This is a genomic window from Methylobacterium sp. Leaf469, from assembly GCF_001424745.1.
Lineage (GTDB): Bacteria > Pseudomonadota > Alphaproteobacteria > Rhizobiales > Beijerinckiaceae > Methylobacterium.
Map to the genome: position 1 here is coordinate 154,993 of NZ_LMRE01000042.1, position 20,073 is coordinate 175,065.

General features: G+C 68.2%; 17 protein-coding genes. 15 read left to right on the forward strand and 2 right to left on the reverse strand.

Annotated elements, in window-relative coordinates; all coding sequences use genetic code 11:
* Nucleotides 1-232 precede the first annotated feature (232 nt).
* From urtA to ASG60_RS17695, 10 genes are all read left to right on the forward strand, one after another.
* On the forward strand, nt 233-1,492 hold the full coding sequence (gene urtA / locus ASG60_RS17650; protein ID WP_056175348.1) for an urea ABC transporter substrate-binding protein: 1,260 nt from the start codon (nt 233-235) through the stop codon (nt 1,490-1,492).
* A gap of 162 nt (nt 1,493-1,654) precedes the next feature.
* Nucleotides 1,655-2,581: an urea ABC transporter permease subunit UrtB gene (gene urtB, locus ASG60_RS17655; protein ID WP_056175352.1), complete on the forward strand. Its 927-nt coding sequence runs from the start codon at nt 1,655-1,657 to the stop codon at nt 2,579-2,581.
* 14 nt (nt 2,582-2,595) lie between these two features.
* Nucleotides 2,596-3,744, forward strand: coding sequence for an urea ABC transporter permease subunit UrtC (urtC, locus tag ASG60_RS17660; RefSeq protein WP_056261527.1), 1,149 nt, complete (start codon nt 2,596-2,598; stop codon nt 3,742-3,744).
* A gap of 12 nt (nt 3,745-3,756) precedes the next feature.
* On the forward strand, nt 3,757-4,542 hold the full coding sequence (gene urtD / locus ASG60_RS17665; RefSeq protein WP_056386889.1) for an urea ABC transporter ATP-binding protein UrtD: 786 nt from the start codon (nt 3,757-3,759) through the stop codon (nt 4,540-4,542).
* A gap of 74 nt (nt 4,543-4,616) precedes the next feature.
* The gene (gene urtE, locus ASG60_RS17670) at nt 4,617-5,306 is read left to right on the forward strand and encodes an urea ABC transporter ATP-binding subunit UrtE (protein WP_056261650.1); all 690 of its coding nucleotides are present in this window, start codon (nt 4,617-4,619) and stop codon (nt 5,304-5,306) included.
* Nucleotides 5,307-5,443: 137 nt separating this feature from the next.
* Complete coding sequence (gene fmdA, locus ASG60_RS17675; protein ID WP_056361459.1) at nt 5,444-6,673, forward strand: formamidase; 1,230 nt, start codon at nt 5,444-5,446, stop codon at nt 6,671-6,673.
* 2 nt (nt 6,674-6,675) lie between these two features.
* A complete protein-coding gene (locus tag ASG60_RS17680) occupies nt 6,676-6,993 on the forward strand; it encodes a zinc ribbon domain-containing protein (RefSeq protein WP_056175365.1) in 318 nt (105 codons plus the stop codon).
* A 187-nt stretch (nt 6,994-7,180) separates the two neighbouring features.
* The gene (locus ASG60_RS17685; protein ID WP_056386891.1) at nt 7,181-8,233 is read left to right on the forward strand and encodes an aliphatic amidase; all 1,053 of its coding nucleotides are present in this window, start codon (nt 7,181-7,183) and stop codon (nt 8,231-8,233) included.
* Nucleotides 8,234-8,741: 508 nt separating this feature from the next.
* Nucleotides 8,742-9,620 carry an ATP-binding protein gene (locus ASG60_RS17690; RefSeq protein WP_056305101.1) on the forward strand — a complete coding sequence of 293 codons (879 nt, stop codon included), beginning with the start codon at nt 8,742-8,744 and terminating at the stop codon, nt 9,618-9,620.
* 7 nt (nt 9,621-9,627) lie between these two features.
* A complete protein-coding gene (locus ASG60_RS17695) occupies nt 9,628-10,323 on the forward strand; it encodes a response regulator transcription factor (RefSeq protein WP_056386893.1) in 696 nt (231 codons plus the stop codon).
* On the opposite strand, the gene ASG60_RS17700 is transcribed toward ASG60_RS17695, so the two are convergent.
* On the reverse strand, nt 10,299-10,901 hold the full coding sequence (locus ASG60_RS17700) for a hypothetical protein (protein WP_056305099.1): 603 nt from the start codon (nt 10,899-10,901) through the stop codon (nt 10,299-10,301). The genes ASG60_RS17695 and ASG60_RS17700 overlap by 25 nt on opposite strands.
* Before the next feature lie 270 nt (nt 10,902-11,171).
* Here ASG60_RS17700 and ASG60_RS17705 point away from each other — a divergent pair, with 270 nt between their 5' ends.
* The 5 genes from ASG60_RS17705 to ASG60_RS17725 all read left to right on the forward strand — a co-directional run bounded on the left by ASG60_RS17705 (nt 11,172) and on the right by ASG60_RS17725 (nt 18,620).
* Nucleotides 11,172-11,654 carry a hypothetical protein gene (locus tag ASG60_RS17705; protein WP_156398948.1) on the forward strand — a complete coding sequence of 161 codons (483 nt, stop codon included), beginning with the start codon at nt 11,172-11,174 and terminating at the stop codon, nt 11,652-11,654.
* A 339-nt stretch (nt 11,655-11,993) separates the two neighbouring features.
* The gene (locus tag ASG60_RS17710) at nt 11,994-12,845 is read left to right on the forward strand and encodes a hypothetical protein (protein WP_056386897.1); all 852 of its coding nucleotides are present in this window, start codon (nt 11,994-11,996) and stop codon (nt 12,843-12,845) included.
* A 112-nt stretch (nt 12,846-12,957) separates the two neighbouring features.
* Nucleotides 12,958-14,937, forward strand: coding sequence for a hypothetical protein (locus ASG60_RS17715; protein WP_056386899.1), 1,980 nt, complete (start codon nt 12,958-12,960; stop codon nt 14,935-14,937).
* 120 nt (nt 14,938-15,057) lie between these two features.
* Nucleotides 15,058-17,211: a type I secretion system permease/ATPase gene (locus ASG60_RS17720; protein WP_082531821.1), complete on the forward strand. Its 2,154-nt coding sequence runs from the start codon at nt 15,058-15,060 to the stop codon at nt 17,209-17,211.
* A 53-nt stretch (nt 17,212-17,264) separates the two neighbouring features.
* Entirely contained in the window at nt 17,265-18,620 is a 1,356-nt protein-coding gene (locus ASG60_RS17725) for an HlyD family type I secretion periplasmic adaptor subunit (protein WP_056261550.1), read from the forward strand.
* 84 nt (nt 18,621-18,704) lie between these two features.
* Here the strand turns inward: ASG60_RS17725 and ASG60_RS17730 are convergent, their stop codons facing one another.
* Entirely contained in the window at nt 18,705-19,889 is a 1,185-nt protein-coding gene (locus ASG60_RS17730; protein WP_056386901.1) for an MFS transporter, read from the reverse strand.
* Nucleotides 19,890-20,073: the final 184 nt, after the last annotated feature.

The following is a 20,073-nucleotide window of genomic DNA, read 5'->3' on the forward strand; positions in this document are numbered from 1 at the left end:
GAAGGTAGCACGCGCGGACCCTGTTCCCGAGGCGGGGTGAGCCGCATCGCTTGGTTTCGATTCGCGCGTGCGTTCGATGCGCGAAAAGGCCGTCACGATGGGCCTCCGCGCGAGCCCGCTCCATACGCAAGACTGCGTATCGACCGCACCGCACCATGCGGCCTAGCCTTTGCGTATCGATCCACGGCCCTTTCGACGGGCCGGGCGACGACGATCAAGGATTTTGGGGACGATGGCAGAGAGCAAGGGCAACGGCCTGCAATCGGCGCTGCGGCGCAGGCTTCTCATGGGTCTCGCCGGCGTGCCGGCCATCGCGCTGATGCCCCGGATGGCGTTCGCGGCGGGCCCGGCGACGGCCACCGTGAACACCACCGGCCTCGCGGTGACCGACACCGAGGTCACGGTCGGCATCCTGCATTCCGCCACCGGCACCATGGCGATCTCCGAGACCGGCTCGATCCAGGCCGAGAAGCTTGCCATCGCGCAGATCAACGAGGCCGGCGGCGTGCTCGGCCGCAAGATCAAGATCATCCAGGAGGACGGCGCCTCCGACTGGCCGACCTTCGCGGAGAAGGCGAAGAAACTGCTGGTCAACGACCATTGCGCCGCCGTGATGGGCTGCTGGACCTCGGCCTCGCGCAAGGCGGCGCTGCCGGTGTTCGAGCAGTACAACGGCCTGCTGTACTACCCGACCTTCTACGAGGGCCTGGAGCAGTCGAAGAACGTCATCTACACCGGCCAGGAGGCCACGCAGCAGATCCTCGAATCGCTGAACTGGGTCGCCAAGGAGAAGGGCGCCAAGACGTACTTCTTCATCGGCTCCGATTATATCTGGCCCCGCACCTCGAACAAGATCGCCCGCAAGCACATCGAGAACGTGTTGAAGACTAAGGTCGTGGGTGAGGAATATTTCCCGCTTGGCCACACGCAGTTCAACTCGGTAATCAACAAGCTGAAGCTCACCAAGCCCGACGTGATATTCACCGACGTCGTCGGCGGCTCGAACGTGGCGTTCTACAAGCAGCTCAAGGCGGCAGGCATCGACCTGTCGAAGCAGACCCTGCTGACCATCTCGGTGACCGAGGACGAGATCGACGGCATCGGTGGTGACAACATCGCCGGGGCCTATTCCTGCATGAAGTACTTCCAGTCGCTCAAGAACCCCAACAACGAGAAGTTCGTCGCCGCTTTCCACAAGATGTGGGGCGAGAAGACCGTCATCGGCGACGTGACCCAGGCCGCCTATCTCGGACCGTTCCTGTGGAAGATGGCGGTGGAGAAGGCCGGGTCATTCGACGTCGACAAGGTGGCGGCCGCCTCCGCCGACATCGAGTTCAAGGAAGCCCCCGAGGGCTACGTCAAGATCCACCCCAACCATCACCTCTGGTCGAAGACCCGCGTCGCCAAGGCGCTGCCGAACGGCCAGTTCGAGGTGGTCTACGAGAGCAAGGACCTCATCGAGCCGAACCCCTTCCCGAAGGGCTACCAGTAGGACCGCCCTCCGCGCCCGCTGGATCAGGTCCAGCGGGCGCGGGTCCCCTCTCCTGGAAGGAGAGGGAGCGCGTCGCGTCTCTTTCGAGATGACCGCGCCCGCAGCCTCCCACGGCCCAATGCTTGCAACGCGATGGCCGAATCCTTCGGAAGGTCGAAAAGAATGCTCGGCGACTATTCCCTCACGGACCTCAGCTCGATCTTCGTGATGCAGGGCTTCGCCGGGCTGATCCTGTTCTCGGTCTACACCCTGATGGCGCTGGGCCTGGCGATCATCTTCGGCCAGATGGGCGTGATCAACATGGCGCACGGGGAGTTCATGATCCTCGGCGCCTACATGACCTACCTGTGCTCCGGGTTCTTCCAGACCCACCTGCCGGCCCTGTTCCCGGCGTACTTCTTCGTCGCCATGGCGCTGGCCTTCGTGGCGTCGGGAGCCCTCGGGATGCTGGTGGAATGGGCGCTGATCCGCCACCTCTACAAGCGCCCGCTGGACACCCTGCTCGCCACCTGGGGCCTGTCGCTCATCCTGCAGCAGGCCTATCGGACGATCTTCGGGCCGCGCGAGGTCGGCGTCGAGCTCCCCGCCTGGCTCATCGGCTCGGTGCAGGTCACCGACACCATCGAGATCCCCATCAACGGCATGTTCGTGATGGCGATCACCCTGCTCATCACCGCAGGCGTCGCGCTCCTCATGTACCGCTCGCGCTTCGGCGCCCAGGTCCGCGCCGTGGTGCAGAACCGGCCCATGGCGGGCGCGGTCGGCATCGACACGGAAAAGGTCGACCGCCTCACCTTCGGCCTCGGCTGCGGCATTGCCGGCGTTGCCGGCTCGGCCTTCACCATGGTGGGCTCGACGGGGCCGACCTCGGGCCAGCTCTACATCGTCGACACCTTCCTCATCGTGGTCTTCGGCGGCGCCGCCTCGCTGCTCGGCACCATCGCGTCGGCCTTCTCGATCTCGCAGACTCAGTCGACCCTCGAATTCTTCCTGTCCGGCTCCACCGCCAAGGTGATCACGCTGCTGGCCGTCGTCGGCATCCTGATGCTGCGGCCGCAAGGTCTCTTCACCCTCAAGGTCCGGCGCTGAGGAGCCCCCCCGTCATGACCCGCGCCACCGCTTCGACCGTCCACGACAACCCGTTCATGAAGCCCATGGAGTGGATCAGCCTCGCGCTGCTGGCCGCCGTGATCTTCCTCGTGCTGCCGATGCTCCTCGACGCCTTCCGGCTCAACTTGGTGGGCAAGTACCTCACCTACTCGTTCGTGGCGCTGGGCCTCGTCATCTGCTGGGGCTTCGGCGGCATCCTCTCCCTCGGCCAGGGGGTGTTCTTCGGTCTGGGCGGCTACCTCATGGCCATGTTCCTGAAGCTCGAAGCGTCGAGCGTCGAGAACACGAAGATCCAGTCGACGCCGGGCATCCCCGACTTCATGGACTGGAACCAGATCACCGAGCTGCCTTGGTTCTGGAAGCCGTTCACCAGCCTGCCCTTCACGATCCTCGCCGTGATCGTGGTTCCGGCGTTCTTCGCCTTCGTCATCGGCTCGGCCATGTTCCGCCGGCGCGTCGGCGGCACCTACTTCGCCATCATCACCCAGGCCATCGCCGCCATCCTGACGATCCTCATCGTCGGCCAGCAGGGCTACACCGGCGGCATCAACGGCATCACCGACCTGCGCACCCTGAACGGCTGGGACATCCGCACGGACCGCGCCCACAACATCCTCTACTTCGTCAACGGCGGGCTGCTCGTCGCCTGCATCCTGTTCGCCCAATACGTGAAGCGCTCGAAGCTCGGGCGAATCCTCGTCGCCATGCGCGACAAGGAGGACCGGGTCCGCTTCTCCGGCTACCCGGTGGCGAGCTTCAAGACCTTCGCGTTCTGCCTCGCCGCCGTGTTCGCCGCCATCGGGGGCGCGATGTTCACCCTGCAGGTCGGGTTCATGTCGCCGTCCTTCGTGGGCATCGTGCCGTCCATCGAGATGGTGATCTACGCGGCCGTGGGCGGGCGCCTGTCCCTGTTCGGCGCCGTCTGGGGCACGCTCTTGGTCAACTGGGCCAAGACCACCTTCTCGGAGAGCTTTCCCGAACTCTGGCTGTTCGGCCTCGGCGGCCTGTTCATCCTCGTGGTCCTCGCCTTCCCGAACGGTCTCGCGGGGATCTACCGCACCTATGTCGAGCCCCGCCTGACCCGGCGCGTGAAGGCCCTGGAGCCCGCCCCCGCCGTCGCCCTCCCCCACGCGGCCGAGTAGGATTTTTTCGGAATGAACGCCGCGCTGCTCCCCTCGCACATCATCGGTGCCGCCCCGGCGGAGAAGAACTTCCTCCTGGCGGTGGAGAGCCTGACCGTCTCCTTCGACGGGTTCAAGGCGGTCAACGACGTGTCGTTCTACGTCGACCCCAACGAGATCCGGGTGATCATCGGCCCCAACGGCGCCGGCAAGACCACGGTTCTCGACCTCATCTGCGGCCGCACCAGGGCCAGTTCCGGCTCGATCAAGTACAAAGGCACGGAGCTCACCAAACTCTCCGAGAGCGCCATCGTGCAGGCCGGGGTCGGGCGCAAGTTCCAGACGCCGTCGATCTACGACGACCTGACCGTGTTCGAGAACCTCGAGATCTCTTATCCCCGCGGCCGCTCGGTGTTCGGGGCGCTCACCTTCAAGCGCGATGCCGAGGTCCGCGACCGCATCGAGGAGGTCGCCGGCATGATCTTCCTCAAGGACCAGCTGCTGGAGCGGGCCGAGTTCCTCAGTCACGGCCAGAAGCAGTGGCTCGAGATCGGCATGCTGCTGATCCAGGACCCCGAACTCCTCATGCTGGACGAGCCCGTCGCCGGCATGAGCGTCGGCGAGCGCATCAAGACCGCAGAACTCCTGAACCAGATCATCGTCGGCCGCTCGGTACTCGTCATCGAGCACGACATGAAGTTCGTCGAGGACATCGCCCACCGGGTCACCGTTCTGCACCAGGGCAAGGTCCTGTCGGAGGGCTCGATGGACCGGGTCAAGAACGACCCCAAGGTCATCGAAGTCTATCTCGGCCACTGAGAGGGAACGGGTTCATGCTCCAGACCACGCCCGGCCCCTCCCCCGCGCCCTCTATCCAAGCGGGCGTCCAGCCGATGCTGGCGATCGGCGATCTCCACGCCGCCTACGGCCAGAGCGAGGTGCTGCACGGCCTCGACATCCAGGTGGCGCCCGGCGAGATCGTCGCCGTGATGGGCCGCAACGGCATGGGCAAGACCACGCTGATGAAGACCCTGATGGGGATCGTGCCGGTCAAATCCGGCTCGATCCGGGTCGACGGCACGGAGGTCGGCGCCCTCAAGAGCCACCAGCGCGTCGCCAAGGGCCTTGCCTACGTGCCGCAGGGCCGCATGATCTTCTCCGCCATGACCGTGCAGGAGAACATCGAGACGGGCCTGACGGTGACGAACGAGCGCCGGGTGCCTGGCGAACTCTACGAGATGTTTCCGGTGCTGCTGGAGATGAAGGGCCGGCGCGGCGGCAACCTGTCCGGCGGCCAGCAGCAGCAGCTCGCCATCGCGCGCGCATTGGCCAGTCGCCCCAAGGTCCTGCTGCTGGACGAGCCGACGGAAGGCATCCAGCCCTCCATCATCCGCGAGATGGGCCGGACGCTGAAGAAGATCCGCGACGCGCGCGGCCTCTCCATCGTGGTCTCCGAGCAGGTGCTGAGCTTCGCCCTCGATGTCGCCGACCGGGTCCTGGTCATCGAGAACGGCCACATCGTCCACGAGTCCCTGCGCGCCGACATCGACGAGGCCCAGGTCGCCCGCTTCCTCTCGGTCTGAGTGTTTCGGGGCCCCACCGGGCCCTCCGACTCCAAAATCACCTCTTGCGCGGCGCCGGATGACCGGCGCGCGCGAACGGGGACGCATGTCCTCACGTCCAGGGCAAGTCCCGAAGTTAGGGAAGGGAGCACGAGACGATGGCAGAGACCCTGATCAAGGTCGATCTCACGCAGTCGGCCTACGACAACAGCATGGTGCACAATCGCTGGCACCCCGACATCCCCATGGTGGCGATGGTCAAGCCCGGCGACGACTTCATCGTCGAGACCTACGACTGGACCGGCGGCTTCATCAAGAACAACGATTCCGCCGACGACGTGCGCGACATCGACCTCTCCATCGTGCACTTCCTGTCCGGGCCCATCGGCGTCGAGGGCGCGGAGCCCGGCGACCTCCTGGTGGTCGACCTCCTCGACATCGGCGCCAAGCCCGAGAGTCAGTGGGGCTTCAACGGGTTCTTCTCCAAGAAGAACGGCGGCGGGTTCCTCGACGAGCACTTCCCCCAGGCCCAGAAATCGATCTGGGACTTCGAGGGCATGTTCACGAAATCCCGCCACATCCCCGGCGTGCGCTTCCCCGGCCTGATCCATCCGGGCCTGATCGGCTGCCTGCCCGATCCCAAGATGTTGGAGACCTGGAACACTCGCGAGAAGGCCCTGTTCGACACCGACCCCAACCGGGTACCGGCTTTGGCCACCCTGCCCTTCGCGCCGACCGCCCATATGGGCCGGCTGAAGGGCGAGGCGAAGGACAAGGCAGCCGCCGAGGGCGCCCGCACGGTGCCGGGGCGCGAGCATGGCGGCAATTGCGACATCAAGGACCTGTCGCGGGGCTCGAAGATCTACTTCCCCGTCTACGTGCCGGGTGCCGGCCTCTCCATGGGCGACTTGCATTTCAGCCAGGGCGACGGCGAGATCACCTTCTGCGGCGCCATCGAGATGGCCGGCTGGGTCCATCTCAAGGTGAGCCTGATCAAGGATGGGATGGCCAAGTACGGGATCAAGAACCCGATCTTCAAGCCGTCGCCGGTCACGCCGAAGTTCGACGATCACCTGATCTTCGAGGGCATTTCCGTCGACGAGCACGGCAAGCAGCACTACCTCGACGTAACCGTCGCCTACCGCCAGGCCTGCCTCAACGCCATCGAGTACCTGAAGAAGTTCGGCTATTCGGGCGCCCAGGCCTACTCGATCCTCGGTACGGCGCCGGTCCAGGGCCATATCTCCGGCGTCGTCGACATCCCCAACGCCTGCGCGACCCTGTGGATTCCGACGAAGATCTTCGAGTTCGACATCAATCCGGGCGCCGACGGGCCGACGAAGTTCCTCGACGGCTCGATCCAGATGCCGCTCTCGCCGGATCTTTGAGCATGCCGGTCTACGATTACAGTTGCGCCGCCTGCGGTCCGTTCACTGTGCTGCGCCCGATGGCGCAGTTTCAGGATCCGCACGATTGCCCGGATTGCGGCTCGGAATGCGGCCGCGCCTTCCTCAACGCGCCGAACCTCGCCTCCATGGATGCGGGCCGGCGCAAGGCCTTCGCCACGAACGAGCGGAGCCAGCACGCGCCCCGCAAGTCCTCCGGCCACGGCCCCGGCTGCGGGTGCTGCGGCAGTGCCAAGCCAACATCCAACCCCACGGCCGCCAAGAGTTTTCCGAACGCGCGGCCTTGGATGATCAGCCACTGACGCGAAGCACCCTCTCCCCTCTGCGGGAGAGGGTGGTCGCGCAGCGACGGGGCGGGACGAAGTCCCGCAAGAGGGGCAGCGCCGCCCCTTCCGGAAACACCTGTGCCGACCCCTCTCCCGCCTGCTCCGCAGGCACCCTCCCCGCGGAGGGGGGAGGGTTCGTCCCCCCTGAGGAGCACATCACGCCATGATGCACGGAGACATCTCGTCCAGCGCCGACAGCGTCGGCGTCGCGGTGGTGAACTACAAGATGCCCCGCCTACACACCAAGATGGAGGTGCTGGAGAACGCAAGCAAGATCGCCGACATGCTGGTGGGCATGAAGTCCGGCCTGCCCGGCATGGACCTCGTGATCTTCCCCGAATACTCGACCCACGGGATCATGTACGACGCGGCCGAGATGTACGAGACCGCGACCTCCATCCCGGGGCCCGAGACCGAGATCTTCGCCGCCGCCTGCCGGAAGGCGAAGGTCTGGGGCGTGTTCTCGCTCACCGGCGAGCGCCACGAGGAGCACCCGAACAAGGCGCCCTACAACACCCTCATCCTAATGAACGATCAGGGCGAGATCGTGCAGAAGTACCGCAAGATCATGCCCTGGACGCCCATCGAGGGCTGGTATCCGGGCGACCGGACCTACGTCTCCGACGGTCCCAAGGGCCTGAAGATCAGCCTCATCATCTGCGACGACGGCAATTACCCGGAGATCTGGCGCGACTGCGCCATGCGGGGGGCCGAGCTCATCGTCCGCTGCCAGGGCTACATGTATCCGGCGAAAGAGCAGCAGGTCCTGATGTCGAAGGCGATGGCGTTCGCCAACAACACCTATGTGGCCGTGGCCAACGCCGCCGGCTTCGACGGGGTCTACAGCTATTTCGGTCACTCGGCGATCATCGGCTTCGACGGGCGGACGCTGGGCGAGTGCGGCGAGGAGGAGATGGGCATCCAGTACGCCGCCCTGTCGAAGTTCCTCATCCGCGATGCCCGCGCCCACGGGCAGTCGGAGAACCACCTCTTCAAGCTGCTCCACCGCGGCTACACGGGCATGATCGCCTCCAAGGAGAACCGCCACGGGCTGTCGGACTGCCCCTACGACTTCTACCGCCGCTGGATCGAGGACCCGGACGGCACCCGCGACGCCGTGCGGGCCATCACCCGCCCGGGCGTCGGGACGGAGGAATGCCCCATCGAGGGCATTCCGTTCGTCGGCAAGGGCGAGGGCCCGCCGGATCCCCACTGAGCGTCACGGCCGGAACGCCCGCTGCACCGGAGCGCGGACGGGCCTGATCCAGGCCCCCGGGGCTGCGCGCCACGGGCCTCGAACGGTGTCCCCGATGGCCACGCCCGACAGCGCGGCCATCGGTGTTTTCCGGCTCGGCCGTTGCGAGGAGCGGTTCCCGGTTGTCCCTCTGCCCTTGAGCGGGTTCCGTCCCGCCGCGGGGAAGGTTTCGCGCGTAAGGTTTTTCCCGACGAAGGTTACCGTTTAAGGCGTAGGATATTTTTGTGGCGGCTCTCAAATAATCGGATTACGCTTTTCTCGGTTCGCGGCTCAGCTTTTCAAAGGGCATTGGGTGGAATGGTGGCGCTGTTGGAAAGGTAATCGATCCAAGATGTGATACACTGACCGCAAAACAATTGCAGTTGCGGCAAGGTTCCGGTTTTTCACCCCAAGGCGTTCAACGGTCGAGGTTGAAGACAAGGGCGGTTTTTACCGTGATAAAAATCACCTAGGGATTGGACGTATTGCCATGACGCAGATATTCGTGCGCCCCGAACAAGCAATCCCCGAGGACATCGACGGTCGGCCCAGACCGGGTTTCGTGTCGTCCGCCCGGCGCGAGGGGCGTGTGCGGAACGAGACCGTAGCCGACGACAAGGCCGACGACATGGCCGCGCTCCTGGCGGAGCACCGAAAGGCCATCGCGCGCGGAACGCGGTCCCCGGCCGGCGCGAACGACGCGGGCGGTTTGTCCCAGGATCTCCACGATTGCGGCGGTTACCACCTCGCCCTGCTCCAGATCTCCCTCAAGCTCCTCGAAGCGTTCGTTCCGGAAGGGCGGGCGCGGGCGCATCTCGACCGCACGAAGACCCAGCTCGCGCGCTTCGCCGCCGACCTCGGGTCCATCGCGGCCGCGCAGCCCTCCGCCCCCCGGAGCCGACCGGATCGCGCGCCGCGCGGCGATGTCCGATCCGGTGCGGAGTGTCGCGACCTCGACGCGTTCCTCACCGAGACCCTGGACGCGTGGTCCCTGGCCTCAGGCCTGCCGGTGGCGTTTCGCTGCAACCGGCCCCGCCTGCGCCTGCCCATCGCCCTCGAGCAGCCCCTGCTGCGGATTCTCCAGGAATCCCTGACCAACATCCTGAAGCATGCCCGCACGGCGAGCCGGGTTTCCGTGGACCTGACCGTGCGGCGCGGCGTCCTCACCCTGACCATCGGCGACGACGGCTGCGGGTTCGATCCCGTCCCCGTCCGGGCGTCCGGTGCCGACGATCCCGCGGCGTCCGGGATGGGATTGCCCGGCATGGCCGCCCGGATGGCCCGGATCGGAGGAAGCCTCGTGGTCGACACGGGGTGTGGGCGGGGCACGCGGATCCAGGCCCGCCTGCGTCTGCCGCACCCGGCCTGACGCGGCGGTGGACGAGACGGCATCCGGGACGAGCGCGGAGACCGGCATCCGGATCCTTCTCGCCGACGACCACCCCGCCATCCTGGCCGGCCTGCGGTCGGTCATCGACGGCACCGACGGCATGCGCGTGGTGGCGGTGGCGAGCACCGGGTCTCAGGCCTTACGCCTGATGCAGGAGTTCGGGCCGAGCGTGGCGGTGATCGACATCGCCATGCCGGACATGACCGGCGTGGTCCTGGCCCGCAAGGTGGCCGCCCTGGCCCTGCCGACGCGCCTCATCGCCCTCACGGCCCACAACGACCGCACCCTGGTGCAGACCGCGTTCGAGGCGGGCGTGCGCGGCTACGTACTCAAGGGTTCCCCCATCGACCACCTGCTCCACGCGATCCGGGCGGTGACGACGGAGGGCTTCTACCTCGATCCGACCATCGCCGGGCAGCTGTTCGATCCGCGCGCCGCGCAAGGGCGCCGCCGCGCGCCGACGGAGGACGGGGCCATCCAGCCCGCCCTGACCCAGCGCGAGAGCGAGGTGATCCGCCTCGTGGCGCTCGGCCACACCAACAAGGAGATCTCCGGCCAGATCAACGTCACCACCAAGTCCATCGAGACCTACAAAATGCGCGCCTGCGACAAGCTCGGCATCCGCACCCGGGCGCAGATCGTGCGCTACGCCCGCCTTCAGGGCTGGCTCGCCGAGCCCTGAGGCGGATCGGCGGGGACGTCTGGGGCGGGCGCGTCCAGGCTGGCGGCGAGCACGGGCAGGAACTGCCAGAGGTCGCGGTTGAGCCGGGCGAGCTGGCGGTTGACGTCCGTGAGTTCGCGCACCCGCGCGTCGTCCATGGCCCGCTGGGCGCCGAAGCTGAGGCGGCCGCCATGCTCGACGATCCGCATGGTGTTGGTGTGGGTGATCTCGCCGTGCGCGTTGACCACCGACATGGCGTGGGTGAGGTCGTTGCGCACCTTGGTGGCGGCGTTGAAGCGCCGGATCAGGCGTTCCAGCGTCTGCGCCGTGGCCGGATCGGCGAGCTTCACCGAGGCGAGCCGGCGGATCAGGTCGAGGCGCGCCCGGCTGGTGTTGAGGGTGGTGAAGACGATGGCCGCCGTGATCTCGTCCGTGCGCAGGAGCAGCATCAGGACGTAGACGAACACGCTCTCGGTGTTGGACCAGCTCAGGCCGAGATTGCCGATGAGGCTGAGGATCTGCGTCTGCCGCAGGGCGGCGTCGCCCTTCGGAGCCTGGAGCGCCTCGAAGTCCGGGGCGGCCGGGAGGTCCGTTCGCATGGGGCCGCTCCTGTTCGGGGCCAGTCTTCTTCGAGACCAGTCTTCTTCGAGACCGGTCTTCGGCCGCAACGATACGCCGAACCCGCAAGGCTCGCGCGGGCCCCGGCCCGTCATCCGCAAGAATTCATCGGTGGATGATGCGTCGAATCCCGTCGTCCGGCGTCGATGGTCCGGCGCGAAGGAGGTGGCTTGAATTCCGGCGTGGCCGGGCGGACCATCGCGCGACCGGCCTCGATCGGTCGGCGGACGCCGCCTTCGAAGAGTCCCGACATGGCGCATCTCACCGACCTTTGGCTCGCCCGGCGCGGGCGCCGGGCCGCCCTGCGGATCGTCCGCCCCTACGTGGAGCGCACGCGCTGGCGGCGCGGCTCCGATCCGGGCGAGGCGTGGATGGAACCCTACGCGCTGGGCTTCCTCACCTGCCTCGTCACCCTCGTGGCCCGCCCGGTCATGGGCGGTGCGCCCGGCGAAGTGCTGGGGCTCGTCCAGGCCGAGGCGTGGGCGGCGCTGACCGGCCTGCCGGCGGGGCCCGTCGGCGAGTGTGTCCTCACCCTCAGCCTGGCACAGGATCCGGACTTCACCCTCGGGATGGGCGACGCCCTCCTGTTCCATTCAGCCCATCGGGGCAGCCATCAGGGCTGGACGCCGGACGGGCTCTCCGAGCAGACCGGCGCGCAGACGGTCCTCGATCTGTGGGACAGCCTCATCGGCGTCCGCATCGAGGCCGGGCCGCTCCGCGCGACCGCTCCGTAAGCCCTGGATACGCGTCGGCGCCTGCAGTGCAAACGCGAGGAGCCGAGCGGTTCTATTGCAGTGCGAAGGGATCGTCCAAGTATTCCCCGGGCAGGAATCCAACTCTCAGCGCGTTCCGGTTTTCCTGACGAAAAGTTTACGTTTTTTTAACACTTACGAACCGCGGCCATTCTGCAAAGTTCGGCCCGTTCCCAAGTGGACCGCACCGAACCGGCCCCGCCGGAGACGGCGCAAGCTCCGGGAACACTGTCCCGCACGAAATGGATCACGCCGTCTCGCCGACGCAGAAGATCAGCGAGCTGCCGGTCCCGTGCCCCATCCACCGAAGGGAGAACGATCATGTCGACCAACAACCAGAACGCGCTCGCAGCCCTGTTCGGCACCCAGGCCCAGGATCAGTTCCAGGGCGAGGCCCAGGGTCAGCTGCAGGGCGAAGCCCAGGGTCAGCTGCAGGGCGAGGCCCAGGGACAGCTCCAGGCCGAGGCGCAAGACCAGGGCCAGGACCAGGGTCAAGGGCAGGATCAGGGTCAGAGCCAGTACTCCAGCAGCGAGTCGCTCAACGGGAACGGCAACCTCAACGGTAACGGCAACGGCAACCTGAACGGGAACCTCAGCGCCAACGGGAACCTGAACGGCAACATCAACGACAATATCAACACCACCACCACCACCGTATCCACCACGGTCGACGTCAATGTCGACATGACCGGCGTCATGGCGCCTCCATCGGAATCCAGCCTCATCAACCTCGAAGGCCTGACCATCGAGGGTCTCGAAGGCGGCATGTTCGTGATGCCGGACTTCTCGACCCAGACCCTCAACGGGGACGGGAACATCTTCAACCTCGATCAGATCAGCAGCCTGGTCGACAACGACTACCTGTCCAGCCCGAGCGTCAGCCTCGGGATCGGCGGTCTGGATTCCTACTGCGGTCCCGAAGGGACGCTGCCGAACTTCAACTTCACCCAGAACGTCTCGGGCAATGGCGGCAACGCCAGCAGCGACGGCGGCGTGAGCGATTTCGCCAGCAACGGCAACGTCTCGTCGGCGAACACGGTCTCGGGCGAAGCCTTCACCCAGCACATCACGCAGGGTGCCAACATCCAGTACAACTCCATGCCGGTCTCCGTCGTCGGCGGCGATTCCTTCAGCGAGATCAGCGGCACGGCCGATAGCAGCCACAACGTCTGAACCATGATCCCGGCCCGCGCCGTCACCCGGCGCGGGCCGTTCCACACCCACCGATCCCCGCGCGCCGGCCGCTTCCGGCCGTCGCGCGCGGGTCATCCTGATGGGGACGGTCATGATCGCTGGCGGCCCGACCGAGATCATCGCCCACTTCGCCGGGCACATGCGCCTGCTCGACACGGTGGTGCTCCACCGCGAGGTCTACGACGGCGAGCCGGGGCGGCTGCCCGCCCCCGCGCCCGGGACGCCGCACCGCGAGGCGGCACCGAATTTCGACCTCGACGAGATGCCGAGCCGGCCCTACCCGGCGGCCCTTCCGCCCCCCGACGCGCTCCGGTTCGGCCACGATGTCCTCATGCCGGCCGGCCCGGTGATGCCGGCCAAGCTCGCACCTGGGTCCGTGCCCGTCGGCGTCCCGCGCACCGCCGCCCCGGCCGGCGGCGGCGGCGGGAGCGCCGGCCGGGCCGAGGCCGACCGCGACGTCACGCCCGACCAGGAGCTGATCCAGGTCCTCCAGATCAACGAACTGCACGACAACGACCTCCTGCTGATGGTGGAGGGCACGGGCGTCGAGCACCTGCACCGCCTCGACCCGGGCTTCGTCGATCCCATCGTCGCCCTCGACCGGATGCTGGCCGAGGCGCGCGGCGGCGTGCCGGCCGACCTCGTCGCCCACGGCACCGGCACCGGCGACTGGATCGCCTTCGTGCAAGGGCGCGATGCCCACCTGGCCGCGGGCGGGATGCCGCGGGACGGGGTCGACGACGGATCGGCGGACCTTCAGGGCCTCACCGTCGACGGGGTGCGCCAGCCCGCCGGCACGGCGCTGCCGACGGTGTCCTCCCCCGCCCCCACGCCCGAGGCCGCTCCGCGCAACGGCCTCCTCGACCCGGGCCTCGCAGCGACGACGGGGGCCAACCAGAGCTTCAACGTCGCCGGCATCCTCGACAACCACACCCAGCACCACGCCCTCTTCGTCGGCGGCGACGCCTTCACCACCCAGGCCATCGTCCAGATCAACGTCCTCGCGAGCGATGTCGACATCACCGTGGGCGGCCGCAGCGGAATCCTGGACCTCGTCACCGGCGGCGACCTCACCCGCAACGCGGCGCGGTTCACGCAAGCCGACACCGATCCGGGGGTGGTCACCCATCTCTCCGCCGGGGCGCGCACCGAGGTCGACGTGATCGCGGGCGACTTCTACGACGTGAAGAGCATCACCCAGATCAACCGGCTCTTCGACAACGACGTCGTGGTGCAGGGCACCTTCAGCACCTTCTACACCGCGGTCGCCGGGGCCAACACGCAGGTCAACCTGTTCTCCCTGGAGGAACTCGGCTCACGCTACGACCTCATCGTGGTGCGGGGCGACTATCACACCGTCAACATGGTCCATCAGACCAACGTGCTGCTCAACGACAGCATCGTGAAGGCCTATACGGGGCGGGCGGACACGATCGGCCAGACCATCGTCACCGGCGACAACGTCCTCGAGAACGTCGCCTCCGTCGATCAGTACGGCAGCACCGCGTTCAAGACCCTGTCGGCGGACCAGCACGCCGCGCTCTCCGGCCTGGAGGCGAATCACCTCGACCCGGCCCTGGCCGCGCTCCTGCCCCAGGCCGAATCATCGACCCTGCACGTGCTCTACGTCGCGGGCGACTTCTTCAACATCAACGCCATCACCCAGACCAACATCGTCGCGAACGTCGACACGGCGATCCAGCACCTGCCCGATCCCGGCACCGCGACGGGGCCGACGGGCGCCGCGACCCAATCGACTCAGACGGTGACGACGGGCGCCAATCACCTCGCCAACGTCGCGGCCATCTCCACCGTGGGGACGACCACGGCGGCGCAGTTCGTCGGCGGCGAGCATTACGACGACGCGATCCTCGTCCAGGCCAACTACGTCAGCCACAGCGCCCGCGTCACCATCGGCGACACCCAGAGCCTTGCCTCGGAGGTCGCGGCCTTCACCGGCCTGCACGACATCGCCCTTCCCGAAACGGGCACGCAGGACCTGCTCGGACCCGCCTTCCACGGCGGTGGCTCCAGCCTGACCCACGACCTGCTCCACGGAATGATGGCCTGAACCGGACAAACGGCCGGGATCACCGGTCGACGCACCCGGTCGGGATACCGGCCAACGGATTCGGTCGGGATACCGACCGACGGATTCGGTCGGGATACCGACCGGCAAGGGGGACGCGACATGGACGATCTCAGCCGCCGCGGTACGGCCGCGGGCCGCGATGCCGCCGGCGCGGCCGGACCCGATCTCGGGCCCGGCCTCGCCGCCCTGGAGGCGCGGTTCCGCGAGGCGGCCGGTGGCCACTACATCGGCCCGACCGCGGCGCCGGCCCCGACGGAGGAGGCCGGCGCGGTGCCGGCGCAGGGGGCTCCGCCAGTCGTATCGCCGGCCAGGACGGCCCCGGTCGAGACGGCCCCGGTCGAGGCGGCCCCGGTCGAGAGTCGGGCGGAGGCGGTCGCAGCGGCTCCGGCGGCGGTGGCGGCCACCCCCTCGGCCGCGCCACCGCGCGCGACGGGCGAGGGGGGCGGTTCGGGCAAGGGCAGTGGTTCCGGCGGCGGCGGTGGCGGGGCCGGCGGTGACGCCGGCGCCCCGCTGCAGCGCCGCTCCGGCGACCGCGACTTTCGCGAGGTGCTGACCAAGGGGCTCGCCGGCTGTCGGCGCAAGCTCGTCGTCGTCGCCATCTTCTCGTTCTGGGTGAACCTCCTCGTCCTCGGCATCCCGATCTACCTGTTCAACATCTCCGACCGGGTGCTGACGAGCCGCAGCCTCGACACCCTGATCATGCTGACCCTCGTCATCGTCGGCGCCATCGTGGCCCACGTGGTCCTCGACGTGGTGCGGCGGTTCATCCTCATGCGGATCGCCGTGGAGGTGGAGGTGCGCCTCGGCGCGCCGGTCCTGGCCGCGGCGGCGAAAGCCTCGCAGGCGGGCTCGAGCCGCGAGTTCCAGACGCTCGCCGACCTGCAGCAACTGCGCAACTTCATCACCGGTCCGGTGCTGCTCGTCATGTTCGACGCCCCCGTGGCGCCGATCTACCTGCTGGCCGTGTTCCTCATCCATCCGGATCTCGGCTGGATCGTCATGGCGACGGGCGTGCTGCTCCTCGGCCTCGCCCTCATCAACCAGAAGCTGACGGCGGTGCCGTTCGCCCAGGCCAGCGCCTACTCGACCCGTGCCAACCTCCAGGCCGACGCCATGGCGCGCAACAGTCAGGTGATCAACGCCATGGGCATGACGCCCGAATGCGTCACCATCTGGGGCCGCGAGACCGCCGAATCCCTCAAAGCCCAGGTGATCGCCCAGGACCGCAACATCGTCATCGCCGGCCTGTCGAAGTGCATCCGGCTCTCGACGCAGATCGGCATGCTCGGCTGGGGCGCGATCCTGGCGCTGGACGGCAAGCTCACGGGCGGCACCATGATCGCCGCCTCCATCGTCGGCGGCCGGGCGCTCGCCCCCATCGAGGGCGTCATCGACGGCTGGCGCAGCTTCGTCGGCGCCCGCATCGCCTACGCGCGGGTCAAGTCCCTGCTGCTGAACTCGCCCCTGAACTTCGACCGCCTGCGCCTGCCCCGCCCGATCGGGCGCCTCACGGTGGAACGGGTTCTGTACGTGCCGCCGCCGAACAAGAAGGTGATCCTCAACGGCCTCACCTTCCAGCTCGAACCGGGCGAATCGCTCGCCATCGTGGGCGCCTCGGGGACGGGCAAATCCACCCTCGCGCGCATGCTCGTCGGCTCGATCTCGCCCACCGCCGGGGCCGTGCGCCTCGACATGATGGACCTGCGCAACTGGGACCCGCGCCAGTTCGGCCAGAGCGTCGGCTACCTGCCCCAGGAGGTCCAGCTCTTCCCCGCCAGCATCAAGGCCAACATCGCCCGCATGCAGGACGACGCCTCCGACGCCGACGTGTTCGACGCCGCCGAGATCGCCGACGTCCACGAGCTCATCTCGCAGTTCGCCCAAGGCTACGAGACCGTGGTGGGCATGGACGGCAGCCCCCTCTCGGGCGGCCAGCGCCAGCGCATCGGCCTCGCCCGGGCCTTCTTCGGCGACCCGCGCCTCGTGGTGCTGGACGAGCCGAACTCGAACCTCGACACCCCCGGCGAGATCGCCCTGGCCCGCGCCCTCCTGCGGGCCAAGGCGCGCGGCACCACCGTGGTGGCCATCACCCAGCGCCCGACGCTGCTGAAGAGCGTCGACAAGATCATGATCCTCAAGGACGGCGCCATCCAAGTGTTCGGGCCCCGCGACGAGGTGATCCCGATGATCGTCGGCCGCAGCGCCAACGACGATCGTCCCCTTACGGGCCGGGGCGGGACCGGTACCGCCTGATCCGCCCCTGACGAGCCCCCGCCCCGAACGAGCCCCTTCAGGAGCCCCGCGCCATGACCCGGATCGTCACGATCAAGCCCACCCCGCCTCGGCGCGAATGGTACGACGACATCCCGCAGGACACCCGCTACCACACGGGCTTCGGCTTCGCCTTCCTCGTCGGGATCATCGCGGGCTTCGGAATCTGGGCCAACACCGCCCTCATCGCGGGCGCCATCGTGGCCACGGGCGCGTTCGTGGCGACGGGGCAGAACAAGACGATCCAGCATCTCGAAGGCGGGGTGATCCGTACCATCCTGGTCAAGGAAGGCGACATCGTCGAGCCCGGCCAGCCCCTGCTCCAGCTCGACGAGACCGGCCCCAAGGCGGAACTTCGCCGCCTCGCGCTCCGGCACGACCGACTCACCGCCATCGAGGCGCGGCTCCAGGCCGAGGCGCGCCAGGCGCCCGCCGTCACCTTCCCGGCGCCCCTCCTCGCCAAGGCGGGCGACCCCGACATCGACGCCATCGTGGGCAACCAGCTCCTGGCGTTCAAGGCGCGGATGACGAGTCTGGCCAGCGACCTGTCCGTCCTCACCAACGGGATCGACGCCCTGGAGGAGAAGATCCGCGGCAGCCAGATCCAGCTCAAGGCGGTGCGGCGCCAGCTCGAGCTGTTCGAGCAGGAGATCGCGTCGAAATCCGTGCTGCTGAAGGGCGGCATGATCCGCATCTCCGAGATCCTCGCCCTGCAGCGCTCCCAGGCGAGCGCGCAGGGTGAGATCGGCCGCCTCGACGGCGATATCGGCGACGCCCGCGAGCGCATCGCCCGCATCCGCGAGCAGATCACGGGCGCGCGCAACACCGCGATCAAGACGGCGGTGGAGCAGCTGCACGAGACCCTGGCCGACCAGAACGACGTCCGCGAGCGCATGCGGGCGGCGCGCAGTCTGCTCGACCGCATCGTCATCGCCGCCCCCGTGCGCGGCATCGTGGTGAAGCTGCGCTACCACACGGACGGGGGCGTGGTGGAACCGGGGAAAAGCATCATGGAACTGGTGCCGCTCCACGACGAACTCGTCATCGAGGCGCGGATCAAGCCGCAGGACATCGACCACGTGCGGCGGGGCCAGTCGGCCGCGATCCGCCTCACGGCGCTCAGCCAGCGCATCGTGCCCATGGTGTCGGGCGAGGTGATCTACCTCTCGGCCGACGCCCTGCCGGACGACCGCCGCAACCAGGCCGGCGGCGGCGACCTCTACGTCGCCCGCATCCGCCTCGATCCGAAGAGTCTGGCGGAGGTCCACAACTTCGCGCCGACCCCCGGCATGCCGGCCGAGGTCTACATGCGGACCACGGACCGGACGTTCTTCGAGTACGTCTTCAAGCCCCTGAAGGACAGCATGGTGCGGGCGTTCCGGGAGATCTGACGCCGCGTCCGTCCGCGCTCAGCCGAGGCGGTTCGCGTCTTCATCCCAGTCGTGGCGCGACTCTATCCAAGTCGTGGCGCGACTCTATCCAAGTCGTGGCGCGGCCTGGCCCGGCATCGGTGCCGGCGCGGCGTCCGTCCGGCGGGCGGTCAGCACGAGCCCCAGGGCCAGGGCGGCCATGCCGGCGCCGAACCAGGGCAGACTGCCGTAGCCCATCCCCAGGGTGAGCACGCCGCCGCCCAGCGCCGCGCCCGTGGCGTTGCCGAGGTTGAACGCGCCCTGGTTGAGGGTGGAGGCGAGGTTGGGCGCGTCGCTCGCCGCCTCCACCACCCAGACCTGGAGCGGCGAGACCAGGGCGAAGACGAGGGCGCCCCAGACCGGCAGGGTCAGCACGGCGGGGATCGCCGACCGGCTGGTGAAGGCGAACAGCACCAGCACGGCGACGAGGGCGGAAAAACTCCCGATCACCGTCGCCATCAGGCGCCGGTCGGCCAGCCGCCCGCCCGCGAGGTTGCCGAAGGTGAGGCCGATGCCGAACAGCAGCAGGGCGCCCGTCACCGCGTGCGGGGTCAGGCCGCTCACCTCCGTCAGGAGCGGCGCGATGTAGGTGAAAACCGTGAACAGGCTGACGGAGGACAGGGTGCTCACCAGCATCGGCAGCAGCACCGCCCAGCGCCGCAGGGAGCGGAACTCCCCGGCGAGCCCGCCGCGCGAGCCCGGCAGGCCGTTCGGCACGAAGGCCGCGATGGCGGCGGCGGCGACCAGTCCGAGGCCGAGCACCGCCCAGAACGTCGCGCGCCAGCCCGCGACCTGGCCAAGCGCCGTGCCGAACGGAACCCCGAGAACGTTGGCGAGGGTGAGGCCGGTGAACATCAGCGCCACCGCCTGCGCCCGCTGCGCGCGGGGGACGAGGCCGCTCGCCACCACGGCGCCGATGCCGAAGAACGCCCCATGGGCGAAGGCCGTCAGGATGCGGGCCAGCATCAGAAACCCGTAGGTCGGCGCGAGGGCGCAGCCGAGGTTGCCGAGAAGGAACACCCCCATCAGCACGAGGAGCGCCGTCTTGCGCGGCAGCCGGGCCGTGGCGATGGCCACCAGGGGCGCGCCGACGGCGACGCCGAGGGCGTAGCCCGAGACCAGAAGTCCTGCCCGGGGCACGCTGACCCGGAGGCTCTCGGCCACCTCGGGCAGCAGGCCCATGATGACGAATTCGGTGGTGCCGATGCCGAAGGAGGCGGCGGCCAGGGCCAGGATCGGACGGGACAGCATGGGGTCGCTCACGCTCGGGGGCCCACGCCCATCCGGCGCAAGGCGGTCACGCTGCGTTGCAGCATCGGCCGTGCGCTACCATGCGTGCCCGCCGCCACCGATGCCCCCGGCTTCGCGGGTCGCCTGCGCGTGGCACATGGAACCGCGGCCGGCCGGGGGCAGCCCATCGCCCGTCCAAGCAAAA